Consider the following 17,709-nt stretch of genomic DNA (forward strand, 5'->3'; position numbering starts at 1 on the left):
TTTAAAAACACAATCGACAGATCGCAGCCTGCGACAGCTCCTACAGGGTGGCAGGTGAAGATTGCAGCCTGCTGTTATTGCCAGCCGAATCGGCGGATGTAGAAACCTTTCACCGCCTGGGTCAGCGCCATGTATGCCAGCAGGATCATCGGCAGGAACACGAAGTACAGCGACGGCAGTGCCTGCAATTTGAAGTAGTTGGCCAGCGGCCCCATCGGCAGGAAGATCCCGACCGCCATGATGATCCCGGTCATCACCAGCAGCGGCATGGCTGCACGGCTTTGCAGGAACGGAATCTTCGGCGTGCGGATCATGTGCACGATCAGCGTCTGGGTCAGCAAGCCCACCACGAACCAGCCGGACTGGAACAGCGTCTGGTGATCCGGGGTGTTGGCATCGAACACGTACCACATCAAGGCGAACGTAGTGATGTCAAAGATCGAACTGATCGGCCCGAAGAACAGCATGAAGCGACCGACATCCGCCGGCTGCCAGCGCTGTGGCTTTTTCAGCATCTCGTCATCGACGTTGTCGAACGGAATGGCGATCTGCGAAATGTCGTAGAGCAGGTTCTGTACCAGCAGGTGCATCGGCAGCATCGGCAGGAACGGAATGAACGCACTGGCGACCAGCACCGAGAACACGTTGCCGAAGTTGGAGCTGGCGGTCATCTTGATGTACTTGAGCATGTTGGCGAAGGTCCGACGCCCTTCGAGCACGCCCTCCTCCAGCACCATCAGGCTCTTTTCCAGGAGGATGATGTCGGCGGCCTCCTTGGCGATGTCCACCGCACTGTCCACCGAAATACCGATGTCGGCGGTACGCAGCGCCGGCGCATCGTTGATGCCATCGCCCATGAAACCGACCACATGGCCGTTGCCTTTGAGGATGCGCACGATGCGCTCCTTGTGCGACGGCGTGAGCTTGGCGAAGACGTTGGTTTTCTCTACCGCCACGGCCAGTTCGGCATCGCTCATGCGCTCGATGTCGTTGCCCATCAGCAAGCCCTGTTGCGCGAGGCCGACTTCGCGGCAAATCTTCGCGGTCACCAGTTCGTTGTCACCGGTCAGCACTTTGACCGCCACGCCGTGCTCGGCCAGCGCCTTGAGCGCTGGCGCAGTGCTTTCCTTCGGTGGATCAAGGAACGCCACGTAACCGATCAGCGTCAGTTCCTGTTCATCCGCCAGGCTGTAAGTGTCGCGACCTTCCGGCATCGAACGGGCAGCCACCGCCACCACGCGCAAGCCTTCAGCGTTGAATGCTGCGGTGACCTGACGAATCCGGGTCAGCAATTCATCGCTCAAGGCTTCTTCGACTTCGCCGTGCTGCACACGGGTGCACACCGCCAACACTTCTTCCACCGCACCTTTGCAGATCAGTTGATGTGGCTGACCACGCCCTTCGACCACCACCGACATGCGCCGGCGATTGAAGTCGAACGGAATCTCGTCGACCTTGCGAAACGCCGTGCCAACCTTCAATTCGCGATGGATTTCCACGTGCTCCAGCACCGCCACATCGAGCAGGTTTTTCAGCCCGGTCTGGTAGTAACTGTTGAGGTAAGCCATTTCGAGCACATCGTCGGAGTCTTCACCCCAGACGTCGACATTGCGCGCGAGAAAGATCTTGTCCTGGGTCAGGGTGCCGGTCTTGTCGGTGCACAGCACGTCCATCGCGCCGAAGTTCTGGATCGCATCCAGCCGCTTGACGATGACCTTCTTGCGCGACAGGAACACCGCGCCTTTGGCCAGGGTCGAGGTGACGATCATTGGCAGCATTTCCGGGGTCAGGCCCACGGCAATCGACAGCGCGAACAGCAGCGCTTCGGTCCAGTCGCCCTTGGTGAAACCGTTGATGAACAGCACCAGCGGCGCCATGACGAACATGAAGCGGATCAGCAGCCAGCTGACTTTGTTCACGCCCAGCTGGAACGAGGTCACCGCGCGGTCAGTTGCGCCCACACGCTGTGCCAACGCGCCGAAATAGGTGCTGTTGCCCGTGGTGAGAATCACCGCCACCGCCGTGCCGGACACCACGTTGGTGCCCATGAACAGAATGTTCTCCAGCTCCAGCGGATTGCGCGTGTCGCGGTCGGCCTGACGGGCAAACTTTTCCACCGGCATCGATTCGCCGGTCATCGCCGCCTGGCTGACGAACAGGTCCTTGGCGCTGAGCACCCGGCAGTCAGCGGGAATCATGTCGCCGGCCGACAGCACGATCAGGTCGCCCGGGACCAGTTGCTTGATCGGCAGCTCGATGCGTGGCTCGTCGCGGCGCATCACCGTGGCGGTGTTGCTGACCATCGCCTTGAGCGAGTCGGCGGCCCGGTTGGATTTGCTTTCCTGCCAGAAGCGCAGCAGCGTCGACAGCACCACCATGGAGAAAATCACCGTGGCGGCTTTCAGGTCTTCGGTCAGCCAGGAGATCACCGCCAACAGGGTCAGCAGCAGGTTGAACGGGTTTTTATAGCAGTGCCACAGGTGAGTCCACCATGGCAGCGGCTGCTCGTGTTCGACTTCGTTGAGGCCGTACTGCGCGCGCAGTGCGTCGACTTCAAAATCGGTCAGGCCGTCGGTGTGAGTGCCCAGCGACGAGAGCAGTTCACCGCTGTCGCGATGGGCCGCATCGACCAGGGTGTTGGCCAGCGTGGGCGGGACTTCACGGCTGACCGTGGTGTCGTTGATCGATTCCAGCAGCGCCAGACGGCGGAAGTGCCGGGCGATGTGGCGTGTGCGCAGGAAGCCTGCGAAAAATTCCTTGAGCGTAAGTTTCATGGCTGTTGCCCCTATGGTCAGCCGGGAAACCGTCGAGCAGGTACGACCACGCCTCGTTCACCGGAAAATCCGGCACGGCAAGGCTTGGCGCGCCGGTCAGAAAAGACAGGCGTGTCGATAGGTTTGCGATCACGACCACACGGTCGAAATCACATACTTTCAGTGTCGATGAGAAGGACGTCGGGACATGGTCTCAACTGACCATGATCGGGATGCCGCTGCTCGCTTTACGGCGAGACAACGGCAGAGAAAGGCTGCGCGTTATCTTGCCGAGAATCTGCCGGTTACCGAGACCGGCCGACAACTGTCACTCGAACAAGTACCCACTGTGGGTCTCCGCTATTGATGAAAACGCGCGAAGCTTACGCCTCGATGATTGGAGAGTAAACCCGCAAAAGGAAGTGTGTCGGGGAATGTGGCGGGTGTTCAGGAAGGGTTCAGGATTCAGATTTTTCGCTGGCCTCCAGGGCCCTATCGCGGGCAAGCCCGCTCCCACAAGAATCTCCAGTGAATACAAGTTTTGCATCCGACACAGATCCTGTGGGAGCTGGCTTGCCAGCGATTGCGGTGGATCAGGCAAAGCAGATTCAGCTGGCAGTCGCCAACAACAGATCCGCCATCGAACGATGCCCACGGTTCTTGCCATGCTCATACAACGACCCGGCAATCTCGTCGGCACGCACCGGCAACACCGACAGCAAGGTGTCGCTCAGACCATGGCTGGCCTGGCAGAAGCCCTGCATGTACAGGCCGGCCTTGCAGCGTTCGTCGGTGATCAGTTTGTAGTTGCGATCGACCTCGAAATCACCGAGGTACTCTTCCAGTGGCGCCAGTAATTTGCGGTGCATCTGCCGCTCGTAACCGGTGGCCAGGACCACGGCGTCATAGAGGCGCACGGTGACTTCACCGGTGGCGTTGTTGCGCACCGCCAGTTCGATGCCGCGCTCGGTGGCGGTGGCGCTTTCCACAGTGGTCAGGGTGCGGAACGCATGACGGGCGATGCCCGAGACTTTCTGCCGATAGAAGATGCCGTAGATGCGTTCGATCAGGTCGATGTCCACCACCGAATAGTTGGTGTTGTGGTACTCGTTGACCAGCCGCTCACGCTCGGCGCTGTTTTGCTGGAACACCAGATCGGTGAACTCCGGCGAGAACACTTCGTTGACGAACGGGCTGTCGTCCGCAGGCTTGAGCGCCGAGCCGCGCAGGATCATGTCGACCTGCACCGACGGGAACGAATCGTTCAGATCGATGAAGGCTTCCGCCGCGCTCTGCCCGCCGCCGATGATCGCGATGCTCATCGGTTGATTGTTCACACAAGGCTGCTTGGCCATCTGCGACAGATACTGCGAGTGATGGAAGACACGGCTGTCACCCTTCAGCGCCTTGAACGCCTCCGGAATACGCGGCGTGCCACCGGCACTGACCACCACCGAACGCGCGGTGCGCACGAACTGCTGGCCTTCGCTGTCGCGGGAGATCACGCGCAACGCTTCAACCTGGTGGTTGTGCAGCACCGGTTCGATGGTCAGCACTTCTTCGCCGTAGCGGCTCTGCTCGGTGAACTGCCCGGCGACCCAGCGCAGGTAGTCGTTGTACTCCATGCGGCACGGGTAGAAGGTGCCGAGGTTGATGAAGTCCACCAGGCGGCCGTGAGCCTTCAGGTAATTGACGAACGAGTACGGGCTGGTCGGGTTGCGCAGGGTCACCAGATCCTTGAGGAAGGAAATCTGCAATTCGCTTTGGGTCGACAGGGTGTTGCCGTGCCAGCTGTAGTTGGCCTGCTTGTCGAGGAACAGCACATCCAGCTCGCCGTGGGTCGGGCCGCGCTCTTGCAGAGCGATGGCCAGCGCCAGGTTCGAAGGGCCGAAACCGACGCCGATCAGGTCGTGAACGATGGGCGATGCAATTGCCTGAGTCATTTCCAGTGTCCTCTGGATGAACCCCTCAACAAGGGGAAAGGAGAGCCTAAGTGACCCGACTGGCCTTGAGCAGGACAGCAGGTCGTCTGTTGAGTAGGAACGAGGACAGGGAAATAAAATTTAGCGACGGCGGCTCAATGGGCATCCCATTGCTTGATGCGCAGGCGGCAATGCTTCATCGCATTGACAATGTGTTTTTCCACCAGTGCCTTGGAAATGCCCAGGTGTTCGGCGATCTGCGGGTGCGACAGGCCTTCGATCTTGCGCAGCAGAAAACTGTCGCGGCACAGCGGCGGCAATTCTGCCAGGGCGCGCTGGAGCATCTCCAGACGCTGGCCGTGATCAAGGGTGCCATGGGGCGACGGGGTGAAATAGCGCTCTTCGCTGTCGAGCACTTCCAGCGGCTCGACCTGACGCAAGGCGTTGCGCCGATGATCGTCGATCACCAGATTCAGTGCAGTGCGATAGAGAAAGGCCCGGGGCTGCTCGATGGGCGTATCGCTGGAGCGTTCCAGAACCCGCACATAAGCGTCATGCACCACATCTTCGGCGACCTGACGGTTGCCGAGCTTGGCGTTCAGGAAACACACCAGCTCGCGATAGTAGTTTTCCAACATGACTCCCGGCCGCTTCGATGCGGATTCGATCCTTGAGCACACTGATCGACGGCCCCGCAAACACGGGTAGCAAGATAGTGGCAACTTGAGGTGCGTAATTTATAGTAATTCTCATATAGATTTAAAGTGGCGTTTGTCGTTGCCCGCCAAATAGTGCCGTTCTATACCTGTAACATCCTGTGTCTTCGCTTAAATTCCCCCCCGCACTCATCGTTTACAGGACAGCTCCCCGTGTCTGTCGTGCCCTGCGACAGCGTTCAGCGGCTGCGCGCTGTGCCGCGCAGCCGGACGACGGGCCGAATTCCACTGGCCGGAACCCTGCATGAAACGTCCCCGCCCCGCCCGACGCGCCCTGCTCGCAACCCTCTGTCTGATTCCCGTTGTTGCCTTCGCCGCGTGGCAAATCATGCCGCCGGGCCGCGAGCGCTTCGCCACCGTGCAAGTCAGCCGCGGCGACATCGAAAGCAGCGTCACCGCGCTGGGCACTCTGCAACCGCGCCGTTATGTCGATGTTGGCGCGCAAGCCTCCGGACAGATCCAGAAAATCCACGTCGAAGTCGGTGACGTGGTCAAGGAGGGTCAACTGCTGGTGGAAATCGATCCGTCCACGCAGAAGGCCAAACTCGACGCCGGGCGCTTCTCGATCGAAAACCTCAAGGCGCAATTGCAGGAGCAACTCGCCCAGCATGAGCTGGCGCGGCAGAAGTATCAGCGGCAGCAGCATCTCGCGGCCGGCGGCGCCACCCGTGAAGAAGACGTGCAGACCGCCCGCGCCGAACTGAAAGCCACTCAGGCCCGCGTCGACATGTTTCAGGCACAGATCCGCCAGGCTGAAGCGAGCCTGCGCAGCGATCAGGCTGAACTCGGCTACACGCGGATCTACGCGCCGATGGCCGGCACCGTGGTCGCCCTCGACGCCCGCGAGGGCCAGACCCTCAACGCACAACAGCAGACACCGCTGATCCTGCGCATCGCCAAACTGTCACCGATGACCGTGTGGGCCGAGGTTTCCGAGGCTGACATCGGCCACGTCAAACCGGGCATGACCGCCTACTTCACCACCCTAAGCGGCGGCCAGCGGCGCTGGAGCAGCACCGTGCGGCAGATTCTGCCGGTGCCGCCCAAGCCGCTGGATCAGACCAGCCAGGGCGGCGGCAGCCCGGCCAGCACCAGCAAAAGCGGCAGCGCCCGCGTTGTGCTGTACACGGTTTTGCTTGACGTTGATAACGCCGACAACGCGTTGATGGCCGAGATGACCACCCAAGTGTTTTTCGTCGCCAATCAGGCCAAAGGCGTGCTCACCGCGCCGGTCGCCGCGTTGCAGGGCAGCACCACGGCCAACCTGCAAACCGCGCAGGTGGTGGCGGCCAACGGCGACATTCAGCAACGCGAGGTACGCACCGGCATCAGCGACCGGCTCAAGGTGCAGATTGTCGACGGCCTCAACGAAGGTGATCACCTGTTGATCGGCCCGGTCGACGGCAGCGGAGGCTGAATGCAAACGCCTCTGATCGACCTGCAGGACATTCGCAAATCCTACGGCGGCGGTGACGCGCCTGAAGTTCACGTGTTGCGCGGCATCGACCTGTCGATTCACGCCGGTGAATTCGTGGCGATTGTCGGCGCATCCGGCTCCGGCAAATCGACCCTGATGAATATCCTTGGTTGCCTCGACCGGCCGACCTCCGGCGAGTACCGCTTCGCCGGAGAAAACGTCGCCGGCCTCGACAGCGACGAGCTGGCCTGGCTGCGCCGCGAAGCCTTTGGATTTGTGTTCCAGGGCTATCACCTGATTCCGTCCGGCTCGGCCCAGGAAAACGTCGAGATGCCGGCGATCTATGCCGGCACCCCGGCCGCCGAGCGTCACGCCCGCGCCGCTGCCCTGCTCGACCGACTCGGTCTGGCCTCACGCACCAGCAACCGTCCGCATCAGTTGTCCGGTGGTCAGCAGCAACGGGTGTCGATTGCCCGGGCGTTGATGAACGGCGGCCACATCATCCTCGCCGACGAACCCACCGGCGCCCTCGACAGTCACAGCGGCAAAGAAGTGATGACGCTGCTCGATGAGCTGGCGAGCCAAGGCCACGTGGTGATCCTCATCACCCACGACCGCGAAGTTGCGGCCCGGGCCAAACGCATCATCGAAATACGCGACGGCCTGATCATCAGCGACAGCGCCCGCGACAATCCCCACGCCCAGACCAGCGCCAACCCCGGCGCCCTGCAAGCGGTGGATCTGCGCCAGCGTCTGGCCGTGGGCGCGGACGCCACCGGCGCCTGGAAAGGTGAACTGGTTGATGCCCTGCACGCGGCGTGGCGAGTGATGTGGATCAACCGCTTTCGCACCGCGCTGACCCTGCTCGGGATCATCATCGGCGTGGCGTCGGTGGTGGTGATGCTGGCGGTCGGCGAAGGCAGCAAACGCCAGGTGATGGCGCAGATGGGCGCCTTCGGGTCGAACATCATTTACCTGAGCGGCTCGGCGCCCAACCCGCGCACGCCGCCGGGGATCATCACCCTCGACGAGGTGCACGCGCTGGCCAGCCTGCCGCAAGTGCAGCGGATCATGCCGGTCAACGGCGCCGAGGCCGGCGTGCGGTACGGCAACGCCGACCACCTGAGTTACGTCGGCGGCAACGACACCAACTTCCCGGCGATCTTCAACTGGCCGGTGGTGCAAGGCAATTACTTCACCGAGGCCGATGAGCAGAACGCTGCAGCCGTCGCGGTGATCGGCCACAAAGTCCGCAGCAAACTGCTCAAGGATGTGCCGAACCCGATCGGCCAATTCATCCTGATCGAGAATGTGCCGTTCCAGGTGGTCGGCGTGCTCGCGGAAAAAGGCGCCAGCTCCGGCGACTCCGACAGCGACAATCGCATCGCCATCCCTTATTCGGCGGCCAGCGTCCGGTTGTTCGGCACGCGCAATCCGGAATACGTGGCCATCGCCGCCGCCGACGCGCGCAAGGTCAAGGACACCGAGCAGGCCATCGAGCAACTGATGCTGCGCCTGCACAACGGCAAGAAGGATTTCGAACTGACCAACAACGCCGCGATGATTCAGGCCGAGGCGCGCACCCAGAACACCCTGTCGCTGATGCTCGGCTCGATTGCCGCGATTTCGCTGCTGGTCGGCGGCATCGGCGTGATGAACATCATGCTCATGACCGTGCGTGAGCGGACTCGCGAGATCGGTATTCGCATGGCCACCGGCGCCCGCCAGCGCGACATCCTCCGCCAGTTTCTCACCGAAGCGGTGATGCTCTCGGTGGTCGGCGGCATTGCCGGCATCGCCCTGGCCTTGATCGTCGGCGGCGTGCTGATTCTCAGCGAAGTGGCCGTGGCCTTTTCCTTGATGGCGGTACTCGGCGCGTTCGGCTGCGCCCTGGTCACCGGTGTTGTCTTCGGCTTCATGCCTGCCCGCAAAGCTGCCCGGCTCGACCCGGTCACGGCCCTTACCAGTGAATGATCGATCTATGAAACCGCGTCTCAGCCTGTTGACCGTGTGCCTGTTGCTCAGCGCCTGCGGCAGTCCCGTCCAGCGCCCGGACAGTGGCGTGCAAACGCCAGCTGCCTGGCAGTCGCCCCATAGCGCCAGCGTTGCCCGCAACAACCCGCAATGGTGGACGCAATTTGGCAGCCCGGAACTGGACCGCCTGATCGAACAGGCTCGCGTCGGCAGTTTCGACCTCGCGGCCGCCGTTGCTCGCGTGCGTCAGGCGCAGGCAGGCACCGTCATCGCTGGCGGCTCTCAGTTGCCGGAGGTCAAGGCAGGACTGAATGCCAATCGGCAGAAACTGCTGCGCGGCAATGGCTACAGCCAACTCGATGCCAACAGCAGCAACAAGGCGGTGGACTATTTCGATACCAACCTGAGCGCCACCTACGAAATCGATTTCTGGGGCGGCAAGCGCGCGTCGCGCGACAGTGCCCAGTTCGCCCTGCGGGCCAGCGAATTCGACCGGGCGACGGTCGAGCTGACAGTGCTCAGCGGCGTTGCCAGCACGTATGCGCAAACCTTGTCGCTGCGCGAGCAGAGCCGCATCGCCGAACTCAATCTGGCCAACGCACAAAGCGTGCTGAAACTGGTGCAGACGCGGTTTGATTCAGGCTCCGCCACCGCGCTGGAGCTGGCCCAGCAGAAGAGCCTGGTCGCCGCCCAGCAATGGCAACTGCCGCGCGTGCAACAGCAAGCCCAGGACGCGCTGATCAGCCTCGCCGCCCTGCTCGGCCGACCGGTGCAGCAACTGTCGGCGACAGAGCCCTTCGATCACCTGCAATGGCCAGACATCGCCGCTGGCGTGCCCAGCGAGTTGCTCACCCAGCGTCCGGACATCGCACGCGCCGAAGCCCAACTGGCCGCCGCCGAAGCTGACGTCAAAGTCGCTCGCGCGGCCATGTTGCCGGCACTGACCCTGACCGCCCAACTCGGCTCAGGCGCCAATCAGTTCGACGATTTGATTCGCAGCCCTTTCTACAACCTGACCGCCGGACTGGTCGCACCGATTTTCAATAACGGTCGCCTCGGCGCTGAACGCGACAAGGCCATGGCGCGCCAGCAAGAGCTGCTGGAAACCTACCGTGGGGCGATCATCAACGGGTTTGCCGATGTGGAAAAAGCGCTCAATAGCATTCGTCGCCTGGATGAGCAGCGGTTGTGGCAGAACGAAGAACTGAATCAGGCGCAGACCGCATTCGACATCGCGCAGAGCCGTTACCAGGCCGGCGCTGAAGACTTGCTGACCGTGTTGGAAACCCAGCGCACGCTGTACGCGGCCCAGGATCAGCATGCACAACTACGGCTGTCACGAGTGCAGGCGAGCATTGCGCTGTACAAGGCACTTGGTGGCGGGTGGCAGACGCTGTAATCGAATCAACACAACAACCCTGTGGGAGCTGGCTTGCCAGCGATGAGGCCAGCACTCCCAACATCAACGTTGCCTGACCCGATGCTATCGCTGGCAAGCCAGCTCCCACATTGATTGACGATGTTGCCGCTCTCTCGGCCTGACACCTGAACCTGTGGGAGCGAGCCTGCTCGCGAATGATCGATGACGCAGCCCTCAAGTCGGGCTGGTTTTAGCCTTCAGATTGCGCGCATACCATGGCCGTTGCGGCACGCGGCGGAACAGACCGGCGAGTTTTTCCTCGTCGCTGATAAAGGTGATGCGCAGCGCCAGCTTCATGGTTTCCGGATCCATCTCCACCGACTTGCCCACCTGCAATCCCGGCGTGGTACTGCAACCATGGGTGATCGGTCCGAGCCACGGATCATCGACTTCCACCCAGCGCCCCGGGGCAAACCATGGCACGCCATTGACCTGCAGCCGCGCGACTTCGCCCGGGTGGAAACGCTCGTGAGCGCGGAACCAGTCCTCGATGCGATCATCGATCCAGCCATGGAAATGCCAGAACGTCGGGTTGACGTGGGAAGAAAACGGATCGCCGAGGAAGTCGTTTTCGGCGTTGTACCAGCGGGCCGCGAAGTCCGCCGGATCGCGGGCAAACGGCACCGGCTGACCGTTGGACGGGTCACGCGGCACAGAAGCCCAGCGCATGTGCAGCCAGTCATGCAGACCCAGTTCGACTTCGGAGCCAAACTGGCCGAGGGTGAGCCGGGCCAGATACGCCGGATCGCGGTATTGCGACTCCCAGACCTGGAAGTTGCTTTCGTAGGTCTCGGCGGTCTTGATGTCGCTGACCCACTGACTGAATTCGTCATCGCCCGCCGCCGTCCAGGTGGGCGGCAAGGCTGAGCCGTCGTGGTTGTCGAAATAGCGGGCGAAGCCGACACGGTCGCGGATCAGCTCCGGCTGCGGCAGCGGGAAAAACGCCCACGACGGCAGATCCTGCATCGAGCGCGCCGTCCCGAGCATGTGCCGGTGCATGAAGAAAAAGTCCACGCCCGAGCCATTGCGGTCCTTGCGCGGGCCACGGGCATCGCGCTCCTTGTCACGCGGGCCGGGCTGCCAGCCGATGCCGCGCAAGGCTTCGCGTTTGTCCTCAGGCAGCTTGTGCCACTTGTCCCGGGTCGCATGCCACAACTGGTGAAACAGGCGATGCTCGGGCGAGATCAGCCACGCCAGCAATGTCGGGTTGAGCGGCGTGCGCTCGCGCGCTTCGGGAAACAGCCGCTTGACGGCGACAAAGCGATTGTCCTGCGCCGGCAAGGCCAGCGCTCGATCCAGGCGCATAGCCTTGCCGCTGAGGGTGCCACTGCCGGCATTGCCGAAGTCGGCCCACACCTCATCGAGGATCATCTCCAGCTCATAGCTGATCTGGCTATCAGCGCCGATCAGGCGCCAGCTCAGTTTCGCCGCATCGGCTTTCGCGAGGTCGCCCAGAATTCGATAACGCGGTGTTTCAGCGGAGCGCAGGCGCTCGGGCGTGTCGAGAAAACCGCACACGCCACGGCCCTTCTGGCCGATGTCGAGAAACACTTGCAGGCCCTTGAGCGGCAAGCCTTCGAGGCCGGCATCGGCACCTTCGAAACGGATATCCCACACCCCGCGCAACGCATTCGCCAGGCGCTGCCCGGCCCTGTCCGCGACATCGAAAGACGCTTCGCCCGGGGTGATCGTCGGGTCCGGCTTCGTCCATTCACGATGCCCGAAATACGCCGCAGGCACGGCAGCGCCGGTCAGCGCCAGGCCCGCCATGAACCATCGTCGAGAAATCTTCATTGCCCTACCTGTGTCAGCCATGAAGCAGGCTTTATCCAAGCTAGAACGTTTGCTCCATGCACAAATTTATGGGGGTACCTGAAAAGATCGCAGCCTTCGGCAGCTCCTACAGTGATCGCTTTCCAATGTAGGAGCTGCCGCAGGCTGCGATCTTTTAACCTGGCAACCTAAATTCCACGGCCAACCACTCGTTCTTCCCAGATAGCGAAGGCCTCCGCGCCTGCACCTCGATGGCGAACCTGACTGAGATGGCAATGACAAAACCACGTTCGAAAAAGGCTCTATTCATCGGCCTGCCGTTGGCCCTGGCGATCAGTGCCGGCGCAGGCTTTGCCGTGTGGCATCACTGGTTCAAGGACGACCTCGGCTACCCGGCCAAAGTCATGAAGCAGGCCGATGAGCTGCACGAACGCATGCTGTCTTTCGACAGCCATGTCAGCCTGACGCAAAATTTCGGCACCGACGGCCACGAGGCCGACAAGGACGGCGACGGCCAGTTCGACCTCGCCAAGGCCAGCCGTGGGCGCCTGTCCGGCGCCGCGCTGACCATCTTCGGCTGGCCGGAAATGTGGAACGGCCCGAACGCTCCGCACAAGCCGACCCCCGGCTTCGTCGACGAGGCGCGCAACCAGCAGGAAATCCGCTTCAAGATCATCTCCGGGATGGTTCGCGACTACCCCAATCAGGTCGCCATCGCCTACACCCCCGACGACTTCCGGCGCTTGCACGGCGAAGGCAAGTTCGCGATTTTCATCAGCATGCTCAACGCCTATCCGCTGGGCCACGACCTCAACCTGCTGGACCTTTGGACGGCGCGTGGCATGCGCATGTTCGGTTTCAGCTACATCGGCAACAACGACTGGGCGGATTCGTCGCGGCCGCTGCCATTTCTCAATGATTCGCCGGACGCCCTCGACGGTCTCTCGGATCTGGGCAAGCAAGCGGTCAAGCGCCTCAACGATCTGGGCGTGATCATCGACGTCTCGCAAATGTCGACCAAGGCCCTCGAACAAGTTGCGCAACTGAGCCGCACACCTTTGGTGGCCTCGCATTCGGCGCCGCGTGCGATGGTCGATATTCCGCGCAACCTCAGCGACAAGGAAATGCAGCTGATCAAAAACAGCGGCGGCGTGGTGCAGATCGTTGCGTTTTCGCAGTACCTGCGTCCGCTCACCCAGCAAACCCAGGACAAGCTCAACGCGATGCGCAAGGACTTCGACCTGCCGCCGCTGCCGAACCTGGCGATGGCGTTGATGCCGGGCGACCCGATCATTGCCGCGTGGTCGGAGCAGAAGTTCGGCCAGTACGCCAGTCGCCTGTACGCGATCCTCGAAGAGGAACCGAAAGCCAGCCTCAAGGATCTGGGCGATGCCATCGATTACGCGGTGCGCAAGATCGGCATCGACCATGTCGGCATCAGCTCCGACTTCAACGAAGGTGGTGGCGTCAAAGGTTTCGAGAACGTCGGCGAGATCCGTAACGTCACCGCCGAGCTGATCTCGCGCGGTTACTCCGAGGCGGACATCGCCAAGCTCTGGGGCGGCAACTTCCTGCGGGTCTGGGATCAGGTCGAGAAAGCCGCGAAACCGGCACTGGCCGCTGCGCCGGGAACTGCCAAGCCATGAGCAATCGTCGTGAGTTCTTGAAGCAGGCGGGGATTCTCGCGGCGGCGTTGCCACTGGGCGCGAGCCTGCCGAATGTCGCCGGCGCCGCGAACGCCGCGCCCGCGACCGGCAACAAGTGGACGCGGTTGCAGCAGCTGTTCGATCAGGATCCGGCGTATCTGCACTTCTCCAATTTCCTGATTACCTCGCACCCGAAACCGGTGCGCGAGGCGATTGAGCGGCACCGCGCCGCCCTCGACAAAAATCCCGGCCTGGCCATGGATTGGGACCTCGGCGTGATCGAACAGCGCGAAGAGAACGTGCGGGTCTGGGCCGGTCGCTATCTGCAAGCCGATGCGAAACAGATCGCCCTGACCGGCAGCACCACCGAAGGTCTGGCGACGATCTACGGCGGCGTACACGTGCGCCCCGATCAGGAAATCCTCACCACCGAACACGAGCACTACGCGACCCACACCATCCTCGCCCTGCGCACCGAACGCGACGGCACCCGGGTGCGCAAGATTCGCCTGTTCAAGGATTCGTACAACGCGAGCAAAGCAGAAATCCTTGCTGCCATCGACGGCGCTATCCGCCCCGAAACCCGGGTGCTGGGCATGTGTTGGGTGCATTCGGGTAGCGGCATGAAACTGCCCATTGGTGAAATCGGCGCCATCGTCGACCGGCACAACCGTGGTCGCAGCGACGCCGACCGCATCGTTTACGTGGTTGACGGGGTGCATGGCTTCGGCGTGGACAACCTGAACTTCGCGCAAATGAACTGCGACTTCTTCATCGCCGGCACCCACAAGTGGATGTTCGGCCCGCGCGGCACCGGCATCGTCTGCAGCCGCTTCGCCGAAGTCAGGTACGTGACCCCGATCATTCCGACGTTCTCCGAAGCCACGGCGTTTTCCACCACCATGACGCCCGGCGGCTATCACTCGTTCGAACACCGCTGGGCGCTGGACGAAGCGTTCAAATTGCATCTTGAGCTGGGCAAGGCCGAGGTCGAGGCGCGCATTCACGCGCTCAACAGCTACCTGAAACAACGCCTGCAGCAACGTCCGCAGATCGAACTGGTCACGCCGCTGAGCCCTGAGCTGTCCGCCGGTTTCACCTTCTTCCGGGTCAAGGGCAAGGACAGCGACAAGATCGCCGCGCACCTGATGGCCAACCGCGTAGTGGCCGATGCCGTGCACCGCGACGTCGGCCCGGTGATTCGCACCGCGCCGGGGCTGCTCAACGACGAAGAGCAAATCGACCGCTTGCTGGCCGTGCTCGATCAGGCCATTTGACCCGGACGCTCCCTTTTTCCTTTTAGCGAGACTCACAATGAACAGTGAACTGCGTCGATTTTCCTTGAAGGCGCTGCCGGCGCTGATGCTCACCGCCCTCGCCGCCGGCCTGCTGCCGGGCGCCGCGCAGGCCGCCACCCCGCCTGCGCCGGGCAAGGTGTTCAAGGACTGCAAGGACTGCCCGGAAATGGTCGTGCTGCCCACCGGCACGTTTACCATGGGCACGCCGGAGGATGAGGTCGGCCGCGAGCCGGATGAAGGGCCGATGCACCCGGTGACGTTTGCCAAACCGCTGGCGATCAGCCGTTTCCAGATTCTGCGCGGCGAGTGGGACGCCTACCTCAAGGACAGCGGCTACAAGATGCCCGACGGCGACACGCGCCCCGGTCGCGCGTGCAAGGCCGGGATCCCGGATTATCAGGGCAGCGACCCGCGCAAGCAGTACACCGACAAGCACCCGGCGGTGTGCATGGATTTCCCGGAGGCCGAAGCGTACGTGGCCTGGCTGTCGAAGAAGACCGGCCAGCCCTATCGACTGGTCAGCGAATCGCTGCGTGAATACGCCGCCCGCGCCGGCAGCACGGGGCCCTTCCCCTTCCCGTTCGACGAAGGCAAGGAATACAGCATCGCCAAACACGCCAACACCTACGGCGCCGCTGATGGCTACAACTTCACCGCGCCGGCCGGCAGCTTCCCGGCCAACGCCTTCGGCGTCTACGACATGCACGGCAATATTTATGAGTGGACCGCCGATTGCTACAACGAGAACTACGTCGGCGCGCCTAGCGATGGCAGCGCCTGGTTGAGCGGCAAGTGCGAAGTGCGGCGCATCCGTGGCAACGACTGGGGCGAGGCACCGGTGTTTTCGCGCTCGGGCAACCGCAACGCCACCTACACCGACACCCGTGGCGACTGGATCGGCTTCCGGGTCGCCCGCGATCTGTAAGGCCATCGCCCGGCTAAATTAGCCATCCCGCCAGTCGTTCTACAACTGGGCGCGATCTCCATGGTGCGCCCACCGCCCTCTATGTCATCCAGGCGAACCCCACGCGCAGTGCCGGTGTTCGCCGCTCCTTCAAGCAGGGAACCTCCATGAGCAAACCAACACGCGGGGTGATCAATGAATTGTTCGCCCTGCTCAAACCCTTTCGACTGATCGTCAGCGTGTCGATCCTGCTCGGCATGGTCGGTGGCCTGAGCGTCACCGCGTTGCTGGCGACCATCAACAATGTGCTGCACACCGAGGGCGCACTGACCAGCACCATGGTCGCGGTGTTCGCCGGCCTGTGCCTGCTGGCGCTGACCAGCTCGATCTTTTCCGACATCGGCACCAATTTCGTCGGCCAGCACATCATCGCAACATTGCGCAAAGAGCTCGGCGAGAAAGTCCTCTCGGCGCCGATCGAGCAGATCGAGCGCTATCGCAGCCATCGGCTGATTCCGGTACTGACCCACGACGTCGACACCATCAGCGACTTCGCCTTCGCCTTTGCGCCGCTGGCGATTTCCCTGACCGTGACCCTCGGTTGCATGGGCTACCTGGCGATGCTGTCGTGGCCGATGTTCCTGATGATGGCGGTGGCGATCCTGATCGGCACGGTCATTCAGTACATCGCACGCGGGCGCGGCATGCAGGGTTTCCTCAAGGCCCGCGACTACGAAGACGAGTTGCAGAAGCACTACCACGCTGTCGCCGAGGGCGCCAAGGAACTGCGCATCCACCGCCCGCGCCGGCATCGCATGTTCGTCTCGGGCATCGAAGGCACGGCCGACAAGATCTGCGACACGCAGGTGCGTTCGGTGAACATTTTCGTGGTCGCCAAGACCTTGGGGTCGATGCTGTTCTTCGTGGTGATCGGCCTGGCGCTGGGCCTGCAATCGCTGTGGCCGAGCGCCGACAAAGCGGTGATGAGCGGCTTCGTGCTGGTGCTGCTGTACATGAAAGGGCCGCTGGAACACATCATCGGCACTTTGCCGATCGTCAGTCGCGCGCAGATTGCGTTCCGCCGGATTGCCGATCTCTCCGAGCAGTTTTCCTCGCCCGAACCGCACCTGTTGCTCAGCGATCAGGGCCACCAAAAGACCCCGGTGCACAGCCTGGAACTGACCGATGTCTCGTACAGTTTCCCGACGGTAGAAGGCGCCAAGCCGTTCCGGCTGGGGCCGGTGAACCTGAAAATCGAACAGGGCGAGATCATTTTCATCGTCGGCGAAAACGGCTGCGGCAAGACCACGCTGATCAAGTTGCTGCTGGGCCTGTACGCGCCACAGCAAGGCGAAATCCGCCTCAATCAGCAGCTCGTCGACGCCAGCAACCGCGACGATTACCGCCAGTTGTTCACCACGATCTTCGCCGACTATTACCTGTTCGACGACGTGGTTCAGGGCGATACGCATATCCCGGAAGACGCCAACCGATACCTGGAGCGCCTGGAAATTGCACACAAGGTCAGCGTGCGTGACGGCTCATTCACCACCACCGACCTGTCCACCGGCCAGCGCAAGCGTCTGGCCCTGATCAACGCCTGGCTGGAGGAGCGTCCGGTGCTGGTGTTCGACGAGTGGGCCGCCGATCAGGACCCGACCTTCCGGCGGATTTTCTACACCGAGCTGCTGCCGGACCTGAAGCGTCTGGGCAAGACCATCATCGTCATTTCCCACGACGATCGTTACTTCGATGTCGCCGACCAACTGGTGCGCATGAGCGCCGGCAAAGTGGTCACTGAGCTGCAACTCGCCTGACTGTGAAAATTTTGTAAAAAAAATGGCGTTGAGCTTTCCGGTTTTCGGAAGGCTCAACGTCTTACTAAC

The 17,709-nt window shown here is 62.2% G+C and carries 11 protein-coding genes; 7 read left to right on the forward strand and 4 right to left on the reverse strand.

Annotated elements, in window-relative coordinates:
- Nucleotides 1-74: 74 nt before the first annotated feature.
- The 3 genes from mgtA to AB1J88_RS11085 all read right to left on the reverse strand — a co-directional run bounded on the left by mgtA (nucleotide 75) and on the right by AB1J88_RS11085 (nucleotide 5,313).
- Complete coding sequence (gene mgtA / locus AB1J88_RS11075) at nucleotides 75-2,774, reverse strand: magnesium-translocating P-type ATPase (RefSeq protein WP_041070774.1); 2,700 nt, start codon at nucleotides 2,772-2,774, stop codon at nucleotides 75-77.
- Nucleotides 2,775-3,361: 587 nt separating this feature from the next.
- Nucleotides 3,362-4,696, reverse strand: coding sequence for a lysine N(6)-hydroxylase/L-ornithine N(5)-oxygenase family protein (locus AB1J88_RS11080; RefSeq protein WP_222015366.1), 1,335 nt, complete (start codon nucleotides 4,694-4,696; stop codon nucleotides 3,362-3,364).
- 134 nt (nucleotides 4,697-4,830) lie between these two features.
- Complete coding sequence (locus tag AB1J88_RS11085) at nucleotides 4,831-5,313, reverse strand: sigma-70 family RNA polymerase sigma factor (protein ID WP_041070768.1); 483 nt, start codon at nucleotides 5,311-5,313, stop codon at nucleotides 4,831-4,833.
- 322 nt (nucleotides 5,314-5,635) lie between these two features.
- On the opposite strand from AB1J88_RS11085, the gene AB1J88_RS11090 reads away from it, so the two are divergent.
- Genes AB1J88_RS11090 through AB1J88_RS11100 form a run of 3 tightly spaced genes read left to right on the forward strand, consistent with a single transcriptional unit; the run spans nucleotide 5,636 to nucleotide 10,181 of the window.
- On the forward strand, nucleotides 5,636-6,808 hold the full coding sequence (locus AB1J88_RS11090; protein ID WP_430291066.1) for an efflux RND transporter periplasmic adaptor subunit: 1,173 nt from the start codon (nucleotides 5,636-5,638) through the stop codon (nucleotides 6,806-6,808).
- Nucleotides 6,809-8,782 carry a MacB family efflux pump subunit gene (locus tag AB1J88_RS11095; protein ID WP_430291067.1) on the forward strand — a complete coding sequence of 658 codons (1,974 nt, stop codon included), beginning with the start codon at nucleotides 6,809-6,811 and terminating at the stop codon, nucleotides 8,780-8,782. It abuts the gene before it with no gap.
- Between the two features lie 7 nt (nucleotides 8,783-8,789).
- Nucleotides 8,790-10,181, forward strand: coding sequence for an efflux transporter outer membrane subunit (locus tag AB1J88_RS11100; RefSeq protein ID WP_430291068.1), 1,392 nt, complete (start codon nucleotides 8,790-8,792; stop codon nucleotides 10,179-10,181).
- 195 nt (nucleotides 10,182-10,376) lie between these two features.
- Here AB1J88_RS11100 and AB1J88_RS11105 read toward each other — a convergent pair whose 3' ends face one another.
- The gene (locus AB1J88_RS11105; RefSeq protein WP_430291069.1) at nucleotides 10,377-11,996 is read right to left on the reverse strand and encodes a PvdJ/PvdD/PvdP-like protein; all 1,620 of its coding nucleotides are present in this window, start codon (nucleotides 11,994-11,996) and stop codon (nucleotides 10,377-10,379) included.
- Nucleotides 11,997-12,250: 254 nt separating this feature from the next.
- On the opposite strand from AB1J88_RS11105, the gene pvdM reads away from it, so the two are divergent.
- The 4 genes from pvdM to AB1J88_RS11125 all read left to right on the forward strand — a co-directional run bounded on the left by pvdM (nucleotide 12,251) and on the right by AB1J88_RS11125 (nucleotide 17,640).
- Nucleotides 12,251-13,621 carry a pyoverdine-tailoring dipeptidase-like protein PvdM gene (pvdM, locus tag AB1J88_RS11110; protein ID WP_047295198.1) on the forward strand — a complete coding sequence of 457 codons (1,371 nt, stop codon included), beginning with the start codon at nucleotides 12,251-12,253 and terminating at the stop codon, nucleotides 13,619-13,621.
- Entirely contained in the window at nucleotides 13,618-14,898 is a 1,281-nt protein-coding gene (locus AB1J88_RS11115) for an aminotransferase class V-fold PLP-dependent enzyme (protein WP_430291070.1), read from the forward strand. Before pvdM ends, AB1J88_RS11115 begins: the two co-directional genes overlap by 4 nt.
- A gap of 37 nt (nucleotides 14,899-14,935) precedes the next feature.
- Nucleotides 14,936-15,844 (forward strand): formylglycine-generating enzyme family protein, encoded by a 909-nt coding sequence (locus AB1J88_RS11120; RefSeq protein WP_430291071.1) that lies wholly within the window; start codon nucleotides 14,936-14,938, stop codon nucleotides 15,842-15,844.
- Between the two features lie 146 nt (nucleotides 15,845-15,990).
- Nucleotides 15,991-17,640 carry a cyclic peptide export ABC transporter gene (locus tag AB1J88_RS11125; protein WP_430291072.1) on the forward strand — a complete coding sequence of 550 codons (1,650 nt, stop codon included), beginning with the start codon at nucleotides 15,991-15,993 and terminating at the stop codon, nucleotides 17,638-17,640.
- The last annotated feature ends 69 nt before the right edge of the window (nucleotides 17,641-17,709 follow it).

It is taken from the genome of Pseudomonas sp. S8 (assembly GCF_050473925.1).
GTDB classification, from domain to species: Bacteria; Pseudomonadota; Gammaproteobacteria; order Pseudomonadales; family Pseudomonadaceae; genus Aquipseudomonas; species Aquipseudomonas parakoreensis.